The sequence below is a fragment of the Massilia sp. 9096 genome, from assembly GCF_000745265.1.
Classification (GTDB): domain Bacteria; phylum Pseudomonadota; class Gammaproteobacteria; order Burkholderiales; family Burkholderiaceae_D; genus Telluria.
The window spans coordinates 249,076-265,618 of the sequence record NZ_JQNN01000001.1; the positions used below are offsets into that span (position 1 = coordinate 249,076).

Annotated in this window: 17 protein-coding genes; 9 read left to right on the forward strand and 8 right to left on the reverse strand. The window is 65.3% G+C overall.

Features of this window, described 5'->3' with window-relative positions; genetic code table 11:
* Positions 1–176 precede the first annotated feature (176 nt).
* Positions 177–500, forward strand: a complete 324-nt coding sequence (locus FA90_RS01145; RefSeq protein WP_051971302.1) for a DUF2282 domain-containing protein — start codon at positions 177–179, stop codon at positions 498–500.
* 42 nt (positions 501–542) lie between these two features.
* On the forward strand, positions 543–2,348 hold the full coding sequence (locus tag FA90_RS01150) for a DUF692 family multinuclear iron-containing protein (protein ID WP_307170282.1): 1,806 nt from the start codon (positions 543–545) through the stop codon (positions 2,346–2,348).
* An 88-nt stretch (positions 2,349–2,436) separates the two neighbouring features.
* Here the strand turns inward: FA90_RS01150 and FA90_RS01155 are convergent, their stop codons facing one another.
* The 3 genes from FA90_RS01155 to fumC form a co-directional block, all read right to left on the reverse strand.
* Positions 2,437–2,727, reverse strand: coding sequence for a DUF883 domain-containing protein (locus FA90_RS01155; protein WP_036165024.1), 291 nt, complete (start codon positions 2,725–2,727; stop codon positions 2,437–2,439).
* A 168-nt stretch (positions 2,728–2,895) separates the two neighbouring features.
* Positions 2,896–3,108 (reverse strand): RNA-binding S4 domain-containing protein, encoded by a 213-nt coding sequence (locus FA90_RS01160; RefSeq protein WP_036165026.1) that lies wholly within the window; start codon positions 3,106–3,108, stop codon positions 2,896–2,898.
* A gap of 147 nt (positions 3,109–3,255) precedes the next feature.
* Positions 3,256–4,650, reverse strand: a complete 1,395-nt coding sequence (fumC, locus tag FA90_RS01165; RefSeq protein ID WP_036165028.1) for a class II fumarate hydratase — start codon at positions 4,648–4,650, stop codon at positions 3,256–3,258.
* A gap of 109 nt (positions 4,651–4,759) precedes the next feature.
* On the opposite strand from fumC, the gene FA90_RS01170 reads away from it, so the two are divergent.
* Both FA90_RS01170 and FA90_RS01175 read left to right on the forward strand, forming a co-directional pair.
* Positions 4,760–6,190: a hypothetical protein gene (locus FA90_RS01170; RefSeq protein WP_036165030.1), complete on the forward strand. Its 1,431-nt coding sequence runs from the start codon at positions 4,760–4,762 to the stop codon at positions 6,188–6,190.
* A gap of 390 nt (positions 6,191–6,580) precedes the next feature.
* Entirely contained in the window at positions 6,581–7,072 is a 492-nt protein-coding gene (locus tag FA90_RS01175) for a helix-turn-helix domain-containing protein (protein WP_081933556.1), read from the forward strand.
* 81 nt (positions 7,073–7,153) lie between these two features.
* Here FA90_RS01175 and FA90_RS01180 read toward each other — a convergent pair whose 3' ends face one another.
* A complete protein-coding gene (locus FA90_RS01180; RefSeq protein ID WP_239700472.1) occupies positions 7,154–7,411 on the reverse strand; it encodes a flagellar protein FliT in 258 nt (85 codons plus the stop codon).
* Positions 7,412–7,615: 204 nt separating this feature from the next.
* On the opposite strand from FA90_RS01180, the gene FA90_RS01185 reads away from it, so the two are divergent.
* The 3 genes from FA90_RS01185 (at position 7,616) to FA90_RS01195 (ending at position 10,803) form a co-directional block, all read left to right on the forward strand.
* A complete protein-coding gene (locus FA90_RS01185) occupies positions 7,616–9,751 on the forward strand; it encodes a M13 family metallopeptidase (protein ID WP_156116532.1) in 2,136 nt (711 codons plus the stop codon).
* 82 nt (positions 9,752–9,833) lie between these two features.
* A complete protein-coding gene (locus FA90_RS01190; RefSeq protein WP_051972072.1) occupies positions 9,834–10,484 on the forward strand; it encodes a bifunctional 2-polyprenyl-6-hydroxyphenol methylase/3-demethylubiquinol 3-O-methyltransferase UbiG in 651 nt (216 codons plus the stop codon).
* A gap of 115 nt (positions 10,485–10,599) precedes the next feature.
* Positions 10,600–10,803 carry a CsbD family protein gene (locus FA90_RS01195; protein ID WP_036165034.1) on the forward strand — a complete coding sequence of 68 codons (204 nt, stop codon included), beginning with the start codon at positions 10,600–10,602 and terminating at the stop codon, positions 10,801–10,803.
* A 68-nt stretch (positions 10,804–10,871) separates the two neighbouring features.
* Here FA90_RS01195 and clpP read toward each other — a convergent pair whose 3' ends face one another.
* Complete coding sequence (clpP, locus tag FA90_RS01200) at positions 10,872–11,486, reverse strand: ATP-dependent Clp endopeptidase proteolytic subunit ClpP (protein WP_036165036.1); 615 nt, start codon at positions 11,484–11,486, stop codon at positions 10,872–10,874.
* Positions 11,487–11,658: 172 nt separating this feature from the next.
* Between clpP and FA90_RS01205 the strand changes: the two genes are divergently transcribed.
* Both FA90_RS01205 and FA90_RS26095 read left to right on the forward strand, forming a co-directional pair.
* Positions 11,659–12,132: a sigma factor gene (locus FA90_RS01205; protein WP_081933557.1), complete on the forward strand. Its 474-nt coding sequence runs from the start codon at positions 11,659–11,661 to the stop codon at positions 12,130–12,132.
* A gap of 155 nt (positions 12,133–12,287) precedes the next feature.
* Positions 12,288–12,527 carry a hypothetical protein gene (locus tag FA90_RS26095; protein ID WP_156116533.1) on the forward strand — a complete coding sequence of 80 codons (240 nt, stop codon included), beginning with the start codon at positions 12,288–12,290 and terminating at the stop codon, positions 12,525–12,527.
* A gap of 25 nt (positions 12,528–12,552) precedes the next feature.
* Here the strand turns inward: FA90_RS26095 and FA90_RS01210 are convergent, their stop codons facing one another.
* The 3 genes from FA90_RS01210 to FA90_RS01220 all read right to left on the reverse strand — a co-directional run bounded on the left by FA90_RS01210 (position 12,553) and on the right by FA90_RS01220 (position 16,081).
* Positions 12,553–13,302: a hypothetical protein gene (locus FA90_RS01210; protein ID WP_036165042.1), complete on the reverse strand. Its 750-nt coding sequence runs from the start codon at positions 13,300–13,302 to the stop codon at positions 12,553–12,555.
* 156 nt (positions 13,303–13,458) lie between these two features.
* Positions 13,459–14,625, reverse strand: a complete 1,167-nt coding sequence (locus FA90_RS01215) for an AI-2E family transporter (RefSeq protein ID WP_051971303.1) — start codon at positions 14,623–14,625, stop codon at positions 13,459–13,461.
* A 311-nt stretch (positions 14,626–14,936) separates the two neighbouring features.
* Positions 14,937–16,081, reverse strand: a protein-coding gene (locus FA90_RS01220; protein ID WP_156116534.1) for an IS3 family transposase whose coding sequence is annotated in 2 segments (ribosomal slippage) — positions 14,937–15,823 and positions 15,823–16,081 — 1,146 coding nt in all. Because the reading frame shifts where the segments join, the coding sequence is not laid out codon by codon here.
* Between the last annotated feature and the right edge of the window lie 462 nt (positions 16,082–16,543).

A 16,543-nucleotide genomic window follows, 5' to 3' on the forward strand; every position in this document is an offset into this window, starting at 1 on the left:
CCCTGCCATATCGCTGTCGCGCATGCGCGCGCAGTCCACAAGGCCGCCCCTCGCCGGTGTACGAACCCCGCCCGCCGGGCGGACCGATCCGAAGCGGCTCCCCCCGCACCGATTCCACACCGATGTTAGTATTGCGGGCGCGCATGCCTACGTGCAGCTCATCAACAGGAGAAACCATGAATAAACGTCACGCACTGATCGCCGCCGCACTCGCGAGCGTGTGCGCGGCCAACGCTTCGGCCGGCGGCCAGATGGATACGCAGGGCAAGAGCGACCAGGACAAATGCTATGGCATCGCCAAGGCCGGCCAGAACGATTGCGGCACCGCCGTGCATGGCTGCGCCGGCATGGCCGCGACCGACAGCGACCCGGGCGAATGGAAATACGTGCCGAAGGGCACATGCGACAAGGTCGGTGGCAAGCTCAATCCTCCCCAGCAGCAGGACAAGCCGGCAGCGCAGACCGCGCCGGGTGCGCAGGTCGAGTCCCAGGGCCGCTGAACCGCTGAGCCGCTTCATCCCCGGACATACGGCAGGCAACCCATGACCATGCCCGAGACCCGGGCCACGGGCGGCATCGACACCGGCAACGCCATCGGCATCGGCATCGGCATCGGCCTGCGCGCCCCGCACTACCGTGCCTTTCTCGAGCGCCGGCCCAAGGTCGGCTGGATCGAAGTCCACAGCGAAAACTACCTGGCGCGCGCCGGCTGGGACTGGCACGTGCTGCGCACGCTGCGGCGCGACTATCCGGTCAGCCTGCACGGCGTCGGCCTGGGGCTGGGCTCGGCGCACGGCTTTTCCGACGACCACCTCGCGCGCGTGCGCGCCCTGGTGCGTGCGATCGAGCCCGCCCTGGTGTCGGAACACCTGAGCTGGGGCGCGTTGCGCGACCGCCAGCTGAACGATCTGCTGCCCATGCAGCTGGACCGCGCCGCGCTCGGCCTGGTGGCGGCGCGCATCGGGCGCGTGCAGGACGCGCTCGGCCGGCGCATCCTGATCGAGAACGTCTCGGCCTACCTGCGCTTTCGCGGCGACGCGATGAGCGAGGCCGAGTTCCTGGCCGAACTGGTGCGCTCCACCGGCTGCGGCGTGCTGCTGGACGTGAACAACCTGTACGTGAACGCGGTCAACCATGGCGAGGATGCGCAGGCCGCGCTGCGCACGCTGGCGGCGCTGCCGCCCGGCAGCGTGGGCGAAATCCACCTGGGCGGCCACCTGGACGACGACGGCCTGTTGATCGACCACCATGGCGACCGCGTCGCCGCGCCGGTGTGGGACCTGTACCGCACCGCCCTCGAACTGCTCGGCCCGACGCCGGCGCTGATCGAGTGGGACAGCGCGCTGCCGCCGCTGGCCGTGTTGCTCGAGGAAGCGGCCGCGGCGCGCGCGATCGAGGCGCAGGTGCGGGGCGGGGCGGCGGCCGGGGTGGGCATCGTGGCGGTCCATGCACAAGAAGGCGGGCCGGCGCAGCGTGCCGGGCAGGCGGCGCCCGCGCCCGCGCCGGCGGCGCGATCCGGTATCGCCGGGCCTAGCCGGGAACACGCCATGCACGCCGCGCCCGCATCGGCGCATGATCACGAGCACGTCGCCCGCTGGCAAGCCGCCTTCGGCGCGGCGCTGTTCGACGCCGGCGCGTCTGCAGCCCTGGCGCCGCTCTTGAAAGGTAGGCCGTCGCGCCTGGCGATCTATCGCGGCAATCTCGGCGCCCACTGGAGCCGCGCGCTGACGGCCAGCTACCCGGTGCTGCGCCAGCTGGTCGGCGACGATTTTTTCGAAGCCCTCGCGCGCGCGTACGGACGCGCACACCCGTCGCTGGACCCCGACCTGAACCGTTTCGGCGCTGCGCTGCCGGCCTTTCTGGACAGCTTCGCGCCGGCCGCCGCGCTGCCGTACGCGCCGGACCTGGCGCGCCTCGAATGGCTGGTGCACGAAGCCGGCTATACCCCGGATGCCGACGCCGACCCCGGCATCGATCCCTCTGCCGTCTTGCAGACGCTCACGCCCGAGGCTTTCGAAGCGGCGCGCGCGGGCCTGCATCCGGCGCTGCGCCTGCATGCCTCGCGCTGGGATACGCCGGCCCTGTGGCTGGCGCACCAGGAGCCGGATGGCGCGTTCCCGGCGGCGGTCGACGCGCCCGGCCACGCGCGCGTGCTGCGCGCGCACTGGCAGAGCGAGGTCAAGCCGATCGATGCGGCCGAACACGCGGCGCTGGCATGCCTGGCTGCAGGCGGCACCTTCGGCGCCGCGTTCGACGCGGCCTTTGCGCTGGACGAGGCGTTCGACGTCGGCGCACGCCTGCGCGACTGGCTGGGGGCGCGGGTCGTGATCGAGGTCAGTGCGGGGTGATGGCAGGGCAGGGCGCCCGGCCTCGGCGACAACCGGGGTAACACTGCGCGGCGCGGCGCAGCGCAGCGCCATGCGGCGCGCCCCGCGCTCAGTGATAGCGGAAGGCGCGCAGGATGCGGGCTTCGCCGCTGTCGTCGTGATGCAGTTCGTTGGCGGCGCGCGTCGCTTCCATCATGCGCGACAGCTGTTCCTCCTCGAAGCGCGCCAGTTCCTCGTTGGCGGTATTGAGCGCCGTGGCCAGCTTGGCCCGGGCGTTCTGGTACACGACGCCGGTGTAGTGGTCGGTGTTCTTCAGCAGTTCTTCCGCGTTTTCGATGACGAGACGCAGATCGCCGATCAGCCTTTGCTGCGTCATGGAGCTGTGGTCTGGGGTTTCCATCTTCCTCACCTTAAGCCGTATGTTACGTCTTCAATATAGAGAAGGAGGACTGCCCAAGTTTGTCAGTGCGCAAACCTGATCCCTAGGGTTGGGAACGGCTAACGCAGTGCGCCTGCAGGGTTCGCCACATGCACCCCGAGTACGCCGCATTGCAGCATCAGTGCAGTATCAGCGCACCGTGATCTTCACGTCGCCCAGCGTCACCACCTGGCCGGCGCGGATCTTGGCAGTCTTGCGCAGTTCCTTCTTGCCGTCGACTGACACCGCACCGCTGGCAACGACGTGCTTGCCGGCGCCGCCGCTGTCGACCACGCCGACGAGCTTGAGCAGCTGGTTGAGTTCGATGAACTCCGATGTCAAATCGAAAATTGTTGTTTGCATTTTATCCTCGGTCAAAAATAGGTGCCGTACTGTTGGGTTTGCTTGTGCGGCGCCGTAAAAACAGTCGTCCCGGCGCAGGCAGTGCCTGGGCCGGGACGACGTATCAAGCGCTGACGGTCAGCTCGGGTCAGCTCGGCTCGGCTCGGCTCAAGCCGGGCTCGGCCGCGTCATCTCGATCGGCACGATCCACTGGTCGAACTGCGCCTCGTCGAGGAAGCCCGACTGCAGCGCCGCCTGGCGCAGCGTCAGTCCCTCGTGCTGGGCCGTCTTGGCGATCTGCGCGGCGCGATCATACCCGATATGCGGGGCCAGTGCGGTCACCAGCATCAGCGACTGCTCCATCAGTTCGCCGATGCGCTTGCGGTTCGGCTCGATGCCCTGGGCGCAGTGCTCGTCGAACGAGCGCATGCCGTCGGCCAGCAGGCGCGCGCTCTGCAGGAAGTTATGGGCGATCATCGGCTTGAACACGTTCAGCTCGAAGTTGCCCATCGAGCCGCCGACGCTCAGGGCGACGTCGTTGCCCAGCACCTGGCAGCACAGCATCGTCATCGCCTCGCACTGGGTCGGGTTGACCTTGCCCGGCATGATCGAGCTGCCCGGCTCGTTTTCCGGGATCGTGATCTCGCCCAGGCCCGAGCGCGGCCCGGACGCCATCCAGCGCACGTCGTTGGCGATCTTCATCAGCGCCGTGGCCAGCGTCTTGAAGGCGCCGTGGGCGGCGACCATGGCGTCGTGGCCGGCCAGCGCCATGAACTTGTTGGGGGCGGACTTGAACTGCAACCCGGTGCGCGAGGAGATCTCGGCGGCGATGCGGTTGGCGAACTCGGGATGCGCGTTCAGACCGGTGCCGACCGCGGTGCCGCCGGCGGCCAGCAGCAGCAGGCCCGGCAGCGCCGACTTGATCGCGTGCTCGGAAAATTCCAGCTGGGCGACGTAGCCGGAGAATTCCTGGCCGAGCGTCAGCGGGGTGGCGTCCTGCAGGTGGGTGCGGCCGATCTTGACGATGTCGGCGAAGTCGCGCGACTTGACCTCGAGCGTGCCGCGCAGCCTGGCCAGCGCCGGCAGCACTTCTTTTGCCGTGGCGATGGCGGCGGCCACGTGCATCGCGGTCGGGAACATGTCGTTGGACGACTGGCCCATGTTGACGTGGTCGTTCGGGTGCAGCAGGCGCGCTTCGCCGCGTTCGCCGCCCAGCAGTTCGGAGGCGCGGTTGGCCAGCACCTCGTTCATGTTCATGTTGCTCTGGGTGCCCGAGCCGGTCTGCCAGACCGACAGCGGGAATTCGGCCGGGTGGCGGCCTGCCAGGACCTCGTCGGCGGCCTCGATGATGGCGTTGGCCTTGTCCGCCGGGAGCTTGCCGAGCGAACGGTTGACCGCGGCGGCGGCGCGCTTGACCTGGGCCAGCGCGGCGACCAGCTCGGGCGCCATCTTCTCGGTCGAGATGTGGAAGTGGTGCAGCGAGCGCTGGGTCTGGGCGCCCCACAATTGGCCGGCCGGCACCTCGATCGGGCCGAAACTGTCCTTCTCAATCCTGTTTTCCATACAAGGTCCTGTGGTGTCGATAGGTTGGGTCGATAAGTTGGTGGCGCGTGCGCTAAAGAGTGTACCGCAATGGCCGTTAACGACGCTGAGGCTTCGAATTCACCTATTTATGCAGCGCCGCATCCCTTACTTTCTCATCCTGCCGATCGCCATCGCCGCCGCCGGCGTTTCCTGGGCTACCGCCGCCGGTGCGGCCGAGCTGGGCGACGCCAGGGTGTCGTCGCACATCGGCCAGCAGCTGGTCGCCGACATCGAGCTGACCATGCTCGAGGATGCGCACGCGCCGGTCCAGGTGCGCCTGGCCGATCCCGAGGTCTACAGCGGCGCCGGGATCGCGCTGCCGCCGGCGCTGTCGACCTTGTCCCTGTCGGTGATGCGGCGCGACGGCCGCCAGTTCCTGCATGCGACCACGCTGCGCCCGGTCGACGCCGACCACCTGCACCTCTACCTCGAATTGCTCGACCACGGCCAGCGTGTGGTGCGGCTGGCGACGCTGTGGCTGACGCCGGATCCGCGTCCGGCGCCCGCGTCCGTGTCTGCGTCCGTACCTGCGCCCGTACCTGCGCCGGTCGCGGCCCCGGCGGCCGCGATCGCGCCTGCGGCGGCGTTCGCCCAGGCGGGCGGGCCTGCGCACGTGTTCACGCCCGCGCACGCGCGCGGGACAGGGGCGGCGACGCCGGCCGCGCCATCCGCGCCGGAGGTCGCGCCGGCGCGGCGTTCGCGTCCCAGCGAAGCGCCGGCAGCCGACGCCGGCCCGGCATCGGCACGCGCATCCGAGCCTGCACCGGTGCGGGCGCCGCATGCGCCGCTCGCCTTGCCGCTGCCGCTGCCAGCGCCGGCGCCGCTGCACAGCGCCGTGCCGGCCGCCTGCGCGCCGCAGGATGGCGGCGCCCAGTCGTGCGCCGCTCTGGGCGCCAGGAATGCCGAGCTGCGCACTCGCATCGGCCATTTGGAAGAGCGGGTGAAAGGCTTGCAGGCGCGCCTGGGCGTGACGCCAGGCGTGGACGGCCCCAAGCCGGCAGGTGCAGGTGCAACCCCAGCGGCAGCGGCAACGGTAGGACACCTGGCCCCCACGCCGATACCGGCGCCGGCGCCGCACGGCCCCGTCAAGCCGGACACGACCGCCACTCCGCCCGCCGAAGCCAAGCGCGAACCGAAGCCCGAGCCGAAGCCCGAGCCCCAGCCCGAACCGAAGTCCGAACCCAAGCCCGAGGCCAAGCCGGCTGCGCCGCCCGGTCCCAAGCCGATCTCCTCGATCAAGCCGCTGGTCCCGCACAAGCCCAGGACCGCGCCGGCCGACGACGACCTGCCGCTCGGCGCGATCGGCGCCGGGCTGGCGCTGCTGGCGCTGGCCGGCGCCGGCGTCGCGCTATTGAAGAAAGCGCGCGCCAAGCGCGCGCGCAATGTCGACATCCCGGGCGAGCCGGGCCTGCTGGACAAGCTGCGCCGGCGCTTGCGCAAGGGCGCCGGTGCTCAGCCGGCACCCGCCGCCAGGGCTGAACCGGCGGACGCGGCGGTCGTCGAGCCGAGCCTGGAATAAGTTGCGCCGATGACAAAAATAATCCCGATAAACACTTGTCAACGACGAATCATTCTGGGTTATACTCATCCGCATGTGATCGAAAAAATCACGAAAAACGGGTCAGGATCCGGCGCAGCCACCACCGATGGCGTGGCGCGGACACCGGATGACCGCTGAATAAGCGCCTGTCCCCGGAAGCGGTCCGCTTGCCTGCCATGTGCATGCGGACGCCGGATGCAACCGGCAAGAGGCGACGCCAGGGGATGCCTGGTGATCGCTCTCCCCATTCCAAAAAGCCCGCACAGACGATCGTCGTGCGGGCTTTTCCATTTGTCCCCATGTGTGTTGCCCTTATGGTCGAGTTGTCGTTACCATGAGGGTCGGCTATCGATCGACGAAGGAGGGGACATGAGCGACACGCCATTCGGACGCTTGCAGCGCGCCGAGCCGGGAAACGAGCAGCGGGCCGAGACCCTGGACGACGCACGGGGCAGCGCCGGCGCCGAGGTCCGCGCTGACGTCCGCGCTGACGTCCGGCCCGAAACCCGCGGCGACATCTTTTCCGAGCACTGCCCCTCGCGCGACGTGCTGCGCCACGTGACCGGCCGTTGGGGCGTATTGCTGCTGGCGGCCCTGATGGACGGCGCGCAGCGCTTCGGCGAGCTGCGGCGCCGGGTCGGCGGGATCAGCGAAAAGATGCTGGCCCAGACCCTGGTCTGGCTGGAGCAGGATGGCTTCGTGCAGCGCATCGTGCATGCGGCGGCGCCGCCGCGCGTCGAATACCGTCTGACGCCGCTGGGCGAGGAAATCGGCCGCCGCGCGCGGGCGCTGGCCGACTGGATCGAAGGGAATCTGTCCGCGATCCAGGCCGCGCAGCGCGAGGTCGCGGCCAAGGGATAGACGCGGGCATGAAAAAACCCGCTTCGACTTGCGTGGAAGAGGGCTGGTCGGGGCGCCGGCGCAGGCCGGCTGGCGCAAGCTTCAGTGCGCGGCCATCGCGCGATCGAGCTGGCCATGCCACGGCTCGGTGATCTCGCGCACGGCGCGGTCGTTGGCCATCATTTCCTTGAGCAGGTCGATCTTGCGCTTGCGCTGGGCGCCTTCCAGGGCCGGGACGCCGGCGCGGGCGCCTGCGGCCTGCAGCGCGCACTGGGTTTCCAGCTGGGCCAGGCGGTTGAAGTCCCCGTCGTGTGCGGCAAGCGCCATGCGGCCGCTCAGGGCAGCGATATTTTCATACATATCAAGGACTTCGTTGGACGTCATGTTCGCACCGGGAGTGAAGATTTACGGCCGGATTACCGGGTATCTAAGCACTTAACGGCTGGGCTTTCGGGAACTTTAGGGTTTTCTGAAAATATTTTGAAGTTTTTTCGCGAGCGCCAGTCTGGACATTCGTACAATATCGGGATTCTTATAACGCGACTTATGACTGAAGGGACATCAATGACTATTCGCTGGACCCCCATCAAAACCGCCATCGTCCTGGCCCTGTACGGCGCATCGTTCGCCGCCGGCATGGCGGATGCCGCGCAAGCGGCCCAGTCGGCGCCCGCCGCGCCCGCCGCCCAGCAAGCTGCACCGGCGGCACCGGCTGCACCGGCGGCACCCCAGGCCGCCGCGGCGCCGAAAGCCGCACTGCGCCCCGGCGACGATTTCTTCACCTGGGCCAACGGCGACTGGCTGGCCAAGACCGAGATCCCGGCCGACCGCTCCGGCTGGGGCGCGATGGCCAGCCTGGCCGAGGACACCAACCAGCGCATCGTCAAGCTGATCGAAGACACCGCCGCAGACAAGAAAGCCGGCGGCGAGGCGCGCAAGGTGGCCGACTTCTACACCACCTACATGAACGAAGGCCAGATCGAGTCGCGCGGGGTAGCGCCGCTCAAGCCGCTGCTGGCCAACATCGACGCGATCAAGGACAAGGCCGGCCTCACGCGCGCGCTGGGCGAGACGCTGCGCGCCGACGTCGACCCGCTCAACAACACCAACTTCCAGACCGAGAACATCTTCGGCCTGTGGGTGGCGCCGGGCCTGCACGATCCGGCGCACAACATGCCCTACCTGCTGCAGGGCGGCATCGGCATGCCGGACCGCGCCTACTACCTCGACAACAATCCGAAGATGGCCGAGCTGCGTACCAAGTACCAGCAGTACATCGCCACGATGCTCAAGCAGGCCGGCTTCGCGGATGCCGAAGCGCGCGCGGCCAAGGTGTTCGCGCTCGAAGTCGACATCGCCAACAGCCACGGCACGCGCGCCGATTCGGCCGACGTGCTCAAGGCCGACAACCTGTGGACCGTGAAGGACTTCGAGACGAAGGCGCCGGGCATGGACTGGAAAGCCTTCTTCAAGGCCGCGCACCTGAGCGACCAGGGCAAGTTCATCGTCTGGCACCCGAGCGCGACCGTGGGCGAGGCCGCGCTGGTCAACAAGATCGACCTGGCGACCTGGAAGGATTACCTGGCCTTCCACCGCATCAACCAGATGGCCAGCGTGCTGCCGAAAGCCTTCGCCGACCAGAAGTTCGATTTCTACGGCAAGGCGTTGAGCGGCACGCCGCAGCAGTCGGCGCGCTGGAAGCGTGCACTGGGCGCCACCAACGGTGCGCTCGACGAGGCGGTCGGCAAGATCTACGTGGCCAAGTACTTCCCGGCCGAGAACAAGGCGCGCCTGCAGCAGATGGTGGCCAACATCGTCGACGCTTTCGGCAAGCGCATCGACAAGCTCGACTGGATGGCCCCGGCCACGCGCGCCCAGGCCAAGGAAAAGCTGAAGGTGCTGTACGTCGGCGTGGGCTACCCGGACAAGTGGAAGTCGTATGCCGGCCTGAAGGTCGTGCCGGGCGACGCCTTTGGCAATGCACTGCGCGCCGAGGAGTTCTACACCGCCCGGCAGATTGCCAAGCTGCGCCAGAAGCCGGACCGCACCGAATGGTCGATGCCGCCGCAGCTGGTCAACGCCGTCAACCTGCCGCTGCAGAACGCGCTGAACTTCCCGGCCGCGATCCTGCAGCCGCCGTTCTTCGATCCGAAGGCGTCGGACGCCGCCAACTACGGCTCGATCGGCGCCATCATCGGCCACGAGATCAGCCACAGCTTCGACGACCAGGGCTCGCAATTCGACGCCCAGGGCCGCCTGCGCAACTGGTGGACCAAGGAAGACGGCGAGCACTTCCAGCAAGCCACCGCCAAGCTGGTCTCGCAGTACAACAGCTACAAGCCGTTCCCGGACCTGGCCGTCAATGGCCAGCTGACCCTGTCCGAGAACCTGGCCGACCTGGCCGGCCTGTCGGCCGCCTACGATGCCTACAAGGCCTCGAGCGCCAAGGATGGCGGGAAGGACAGCGCCAAAGCCGCCGGCGAAGAGGGCGACCGCCAGTTCTTCATCGGCTATGCGCACAGCTGGCGCACCAAGATGCGCGAAGCGGCCGAACGGCGCGGCATCCTGACCGACGGCCACGCGCCGCCGGAATACCGCACTGCGACCGTGCGCAACATCGACGCCTGGTACAAGGCCTTCGACGTGCAGCCGGGCCAGGCGCTGTATTTGCCGCCGGAGGAGCGCGTGCGCGTCTGGTAAGCATGTCCCCGCGCGTGAGTGCGCCATGACAAACGGGTGCCGGGCTAGAATGGTCCGGCACCCGTTTTGCATGGAGGCGGTCATGAACGAGTCATTCCGCACGCACGACTTCCACGGCGATTTCGAAGAAATCTCCCGGCGCACGCTGCATCACTACGACCGCGTCGCGCAGCGCTTCTTCCACGGCACCGTCGACCACGACGTCAGCCAGAACATCCATGCCCTGCTGGAGGCGATCGACGCGCCGGGTCCGCTCACCATCCTCGACTTCGGCTGCGGCCCGGGACGCGACCTGAAAACCTTCAGCGCCCTCGGCCACGTCGCGATCGGCCTGGACGGCAGCCGCAACTTCGTTGACATGGCGCGCGAATACAGCGGCTGCGAGGTCTTGCACCAGAACTTTCTCGAGCTGCGTCTGTCTGAAGGGTTGTTCGACGGCGTGTTCGCCAACGCCTCGCTGTTCCACGTGCCGCGCAGCCTGCTGCCCGCGGTGCTGGAAAAGCTGCACGCGGCGCTCAAGCCCGGCGGTGTGCTGTTCAGCTCGAATCCGCGCGGCGACAACCAGGAAGGCTGGCATGGTCCGCGCTGGGGCTGCTTCCACGATTATCCGGCGTGGGAATCCTACCTGGTCGGGGCCGGTTTCGTTCCGCTGCGTCACTACTACCGCCCGAGCGGCTTGCCGCGCGAGCAGCAGCCCTGGCTGGCGAGCGTCTGGCGCAAACCTGAAGCCTGACAACGACTTTTATATTTGTGTTAATCGCCGAACAGAATCATTGCGATGGCAAGCTTAATATGAAGTCATACCGCATGCAGTCATGCAGCGGATTTAAACCGATAGGAGATTCAACATGAACAGCGACCAAATCAAAGGTAAGGCCAAAGACATCGGCGGCAAGATCCAGGAAGAAGTCGGCAAGGCCGTCGGCAGCTCCGAGCAGCAGGCCAAGGGCCTGGCCAACCAGGCCGAAGGCAAAGTGCAGGAAAAATACGGTGATGCCAAGGACGTTCTGAACTCGAACTCGTCCGACACCGTCGATCGCGGCAACCGCTGATCCTTGTAGTCCATTCTGCAGTGCCCATAAAACAGCCGCCGCGTGCGGCTGTTTTTTTGCTTGATGACCTAGGCCGCGTCGCGAGACGTCAGCACCCGGTCCACGATCCCATATTCCGCCGCCTGCTGGGCCGGCATGTAATTGTCGCGGTCCGAATCCTTCTCCACCTGCGCCAGCGTTTGTCCGGTCCGTTCCGCCAGCAGGCTGTTGAGCCGATGGCGCTGGTAGATCACTTCGCGCGCCTGGATGTCGATATCCGAGGCCACGCCCTGCGAGCCGCCGTGCGGCTGGTGGATCATGATGCGCGCATTCGGCAATGCATAGCGTTTGCCGATCGCGCCGGCCGCCAATAAAAACGAACCCATGCTGGCGGCAAAGCCGGTGCACAGCGTCGACACATCCGGTTTGATGAACTGCATGGTGTCGTAGGCCGCCATCCCGGCATACACCGATCCGCCCGGCGAATTGATGTACAGCGAGATATCCTTGTCCGGATTGTCCGATTCCAGAAACAGCAATCGGGCGACGATCAGGTTGGCCGATTGATCGGTCACTTCGCCGACCAGGAACACAACGCGCTCCTTCAGCAGGCGCGAATAAATGTCGAAGGCGCGTCCGCCGTGTCCGGTCTGTTCGACAACGGTGGGCACCAGGCCCAGGCCTTTTGGAAAATGTGAAGTCATGCTCGTCCTTTCGCGGTAGAGTGGAATCGCTGTGCCGATTCACTGTCCGCTTGACGTTTGCAGGGCGGCACGACGTGACGCCGAAAATAAATAGAGCCGCCTTGTCACATCCGCACGCCGCCGCACGTCAAGCGAGCATCCGATCCCTATCCGCTCTTGCCAGGAGACCACGATGCGCCGTATGCCAGATGCGCACGACTTGCACGACCCGGGCTGCGCCTTGTTCGAGCAGCTGCGCCCGCGCCTGACCGCGATCAGCCGCCGCATCGTCGGCAGCGATGCCGACGCCGAGGACGTTGTTCAGGACTGTTTCCTGAAGTGGCATGGCGCCGAGCAGGCATCGCTGCAGACCCCGGCCGCCTGGCTGACGACGGTCGCGCAGCACGGCTCGATCGATGTGCTGCGCCGGCACCTCGCGCGCGCGCGCCGGCGCCTGCGCGAGGCCGGGCCAGAGGACGCGCCGTCGAACGAAAAGCTGTGCCGCGAACTGGTGCGCCAGTTCCAGGCTGCCATCAACGGGATGGACGTGCCGACTGTGGTGACGCTGCTGGCCGATGAACAGCCAGTGTCGGTGCTGGACGCGCCGCGCGTGCCGGCGCAGGCGTGCGCGAACGATGGCGTGTATGCGCTGCTGCTGGCGGCTTAGCGATCGACGCGCGCAGCCAGGGGATTCGTCGTTTCATTGGACACTGACGCCAGTCATTGCATCGATTTGGGTCGATGGGGATCACATCAGCGACTTCTGGTTTGCATCCTTGATTGACCGTCTATCCTAAACAGATGTCATTCAGGAGGTGCAAAGTGAAGCGCATCTTGTTCAACAAAGCCTCGTTCATCCTGGCTGCAGTTGCAGTATTCCTTTTTGGAATGCTGCGCGATCCCGACATGGCCAATGCCGACGATCTGGACACCCAGCCGGTGGCGCAAGACCGCATGCCGGGTTACCAGTGCCTGCACGACGCTGAACAATCCAGTCGCCTGACCGAAGCCGACATTCGCAAGCTCAACCCGCCTGCGGAAGAATGGGTCGCCACGTTTTGACGGAGCAGTGGGCTGCAGCGTCAGATCACCATACCTTCCACCAGCGTTTTGCTGTCCCGGGATCGGCGCCGGAATCGGAAGCCGGTTCTGCGCTGGATGCGGTATCCGAACCGGATGGCCGTCCAATCGGATGCAGCGGTTCGTCGTAATCGAATTTGAGTGTGAAACGCGTGCCCTCGTAGCGCAGGACCGCTTCACGCCAGCGGTCGCCGTTCTTCCACATCAACACCGCGAGTTCTTCGCACAAAGCCTTGAGGTGTTCGCTGATCGACGCGATGTTGTTGGACCAGGCATTCTTGAGTGAGTATGCCAGCCAGTTGCCGTCGTACTGGATCGTCAGCGTGCCCGATTGCCGGTCATGCGGCGAACAGGCGACGCATTCCGCTGTCACCTGTTGAATCCCGTGGTCGATTGCGTGGCGTACCCGCTCGTCCCGGGCGGGCAGCTCGGGGGCCAGGTTTTCCTCACGCCCGTCCAGCAGCAGGATTGCGCCGGCGGGAACGCGCAGACGCTCGAGCAGGTCGCGCAAGCGCGGCAAGGCGCTGTCGAGGTCGACGACGCCGATCACCAGGACGTCATCCTCGTCTTCCAGGATGTCCACGTCGAGCACCATGCCCTCGAGCGCCGGTTTCAAGAGCGCGTCGATCGCCGCTTTGACTTGCCAGCGGTTTTCCGGACACGGCATGCCGTAGTCGCGGTCGCGCAGGATGAGGCGCAGGCGCGGCCGGTCTTCGAGCATGGCACGCAGGGCGGCATCTGGATGGATGTCGTTCATGGCGCGTCAACCGGCGACACGGCGGCGGGTGACGCCGGCACTGCGCTTTGCGAGGAGGTCGTTCATGCGAGAGAGGAAGGATGCAAAACGTCATCCTATCAACTTCTCAATTAATTTCCAATAGGTAATATTTATGACATTCGGTGCAATGCGCATTTACGATGGCCGCGGCTGCGCATGCCCGGACGTGTCCTTGTCGTGCGGCTCCGAATCGTCCGAGCGGTCGCCCAGGATGTCCTCGACGTACAGCATGTTGACCAGCTTGACCAGCACCGCCGTCAAGGGTGTCGCCAGCGCCACGCCGGCAAAGCCGAACAGGGTGCCGAAGATCAGCTGCATGATGATGGTCAGCGCCGGCGGCAGGTTGACCGAGCGCGATTCGATCACCGGCAGCAGCACGTAGCCGTCCAGCATCTGGATCGCCAGCAGCAGCAGGCCGGTGTACAGCGCCAGGTCGGTGCTGGTCGAGAGCGCGATCAGCACGGCCGGCACGCCGCCCAGGATCGGGCCGACGTAGGGGATGAAGTCCATCAGGCCGGCGATGATGCCCAGGATCAGGCCGAGCGGCACGCCCAGCATCGTCAGGCCGGTCGACAGGATGGCGGCGACGATCAGCATCGAGGCGCCCTTGCCGAGCAGCCAGCGCGCCAGCGAGGTGCCGATGGTGTCGAGCACCTCGCCCGCGCGCGCGCGCCGCGGCTGCGGGATCAGCTTGATGAAGCCGTGCGTGTAGACGCGCGGCGAACTCGCAAAATAGATGCCGACCGCGATGATGATCACGATGTTGGCCAGCGTGCCCAGCACGCCGCCGAACAGCAGGCCGGCGTCCGGCGCGAAGCGCTGCAGCGAGCCGACGATTTCCTTGGTCGACGGCATCTGCTGCGCCACGTGCTGGAGCATCGGATGCGCCTTGACCATGTCCTGCACGCGTTCGATCGAAGCCGGCAGCTGCTTGGCCAGCGCGCTCGACTGCTCGGCGATCTGCGGCGCCATGGCCCAGCCGCCCAGGCCGATCACGGCGACCAGCAACAGCAGTACGACCACCAGCGCCAGCTGGCGATTGATCTTGAGACGGTCGCGCACGATCACGCTCAGTTCATACAGCAGCACCGAAAACAGGATGCAGGCGAAGATCAGCAGCAGGGCGTCGGCGGCGAACCAGATCGCGGCGCCGAGCGCCAGGAACAGCACGGTGATGCCTTCGATCATGACGACGCGGCGCATCAGGTTGCGCTGCGGCGGCGTTGGCCCGAGCGTGCTGGCGGGCGCGGAGGAAGGGCCGGACTCGAGGCCGGGTGAAGGTAGGTGTTGGGAATCGTTCATGGATAAAATGTTATCAGTTCTCGTGCGCAACCGTCGCGCGGCATCAGGTATTGCCGCACAGCCCAGCTTATGTGCGTGCGCTAACTGAGCCGTACGAAATTTTTTCTTACCATTGAGTCAAACATGAGCAGCGAGCCCCCACCGGGTAAGCGCATTGACTTCAATCGATACAAAAGGAGATCACCATGAATTCGGATCAAATCAACGGCAAGCTGAAAGACATCGGCGGCAATTTTGCGGACAAACAGTAGTGTGTGTCAGTTGAACCTTCATCCAATACTGGCCTTCCCCCATCGTCACGGACACTTCCGTTAGGCGCATTTTAGATTTTCAAACTGTACCGGGCTGATGTAGCCGATAGTGGAATGACGCCGGCGTGGATTGTAGAACCTTTCGATATAGTCGAACACATCGGCACGTAAATCATCCCTGGTCCGGTAGTGCTTTTTGCTTAAGCGCTCAGTCTTGAGCGTCGAGAAGAAACTCTCCATTGCAGCGTTGTCCCAGCAATTACCGCGTCGACTCATGCTGCAAACGATGCCGTGAGACTCGAGCAAGCGCTGGAAATCCTCACTCGTGTATTGCGAGCCCTGGTCGGAGTGATGCACCACTGCGCGAGGACGACCGCGTCGGAAAATTGCCATCAGCAGAGCATCCATCACCAGTTGTGCCGTCATCGTCGGCTGCATCGACCAGCCCACCACACGCCGCGAATACAGGTCGAGGACAACAGCGACAAACAGCCAGCCTTCGCCAGTCCACACATAAGTAAAGTCGGCCGCCCATTTCTGGTTCGGCCCTGTCGCTTCAAACTGCCGGTCCAACAGATTCGGCGCGATGGCGTGGACTGGCGAATCGAGCTGTCCTGGCGCACGACGTCGCTTGTGGCGGGCCTTGATGCCGGCCGCTTTCATCAGTCGCGCTACGCGGTTCTCGCTGCAGGACAAACCGGCGTCGATAAGGTCTCGCACTACCCGCGGTGAACCATATGTGCCATCGCTGGCATCAAAGCTGTGCTTGATTGCCTTGAGAAGCTGGGCATTCTCGCGTTCATGCGCACTTGCAGGCCGTCCAAGCCAGTCGTAAAAACCGCTGCTCGATACGCCGAGTAGACGGCACATCATTCGCGTTGGCCAGATGGTTCGATATTTGGCGATGAAGCCGTACTTCACTTGAGGTCGGCTGCGAAGTAGCCGAGCGCCTTTTTTAATATGTCGCGCTCCGTCTTGACCTTCGCCAGCTCGCGTCGCATACGCTCGTATTGCTGGGCCGACACTTTCTCGCTCCGGACGGCGACCTCTGCATCGACGTCGGCATCTCTGCACCACCGTCCCAGCAAATTGGCGCCAATGCCAAGGTCACGGGCTATCGCCGCCTTGCTCGCACCAGGCTGGCCTACCAGCTTGACTGCTTCGCGCTTAAACTCTTCTGAAAATACCCGTCTTTCACGTGCCATGTAATACCTCCGATAGGGACATCATACCTATCGAAAGTGTCCGTCGTGGTGGGGGAAGGCCAGAAGTAACCTATGACTACGGAGACGGTGCAGTAGTTTCCGGATGGGTGTACACCCGCTATCTGCAGAAATTTCGTCGATAGTTTCCTCTAGCGGCTCTAAACCCGAAGGTCGGCGACGGCTAGTTGGTCTTCCGTAAGGCGAATGATAACCGCCGGCGACTACCGCGATGTTATTTGGCGGCCGATTAACCAATGAGAAAGCCGGTGTTCTCGAGAATGCCAAACCAGCATAGTGCTCGACCTGGTCGTCCAAGCTTTACCAAGAACGAGTCCCCGCATTGAACGCGAACGTTATTCCATTGTCGTCGTCAAGGGCTCTGCCCTAAGTGATGCTCCTGCTTGTACCATCCTAGGATTTTTCATGTCTCATAGCCGTAGCCGCAAGATGCGTCGCAAGTTC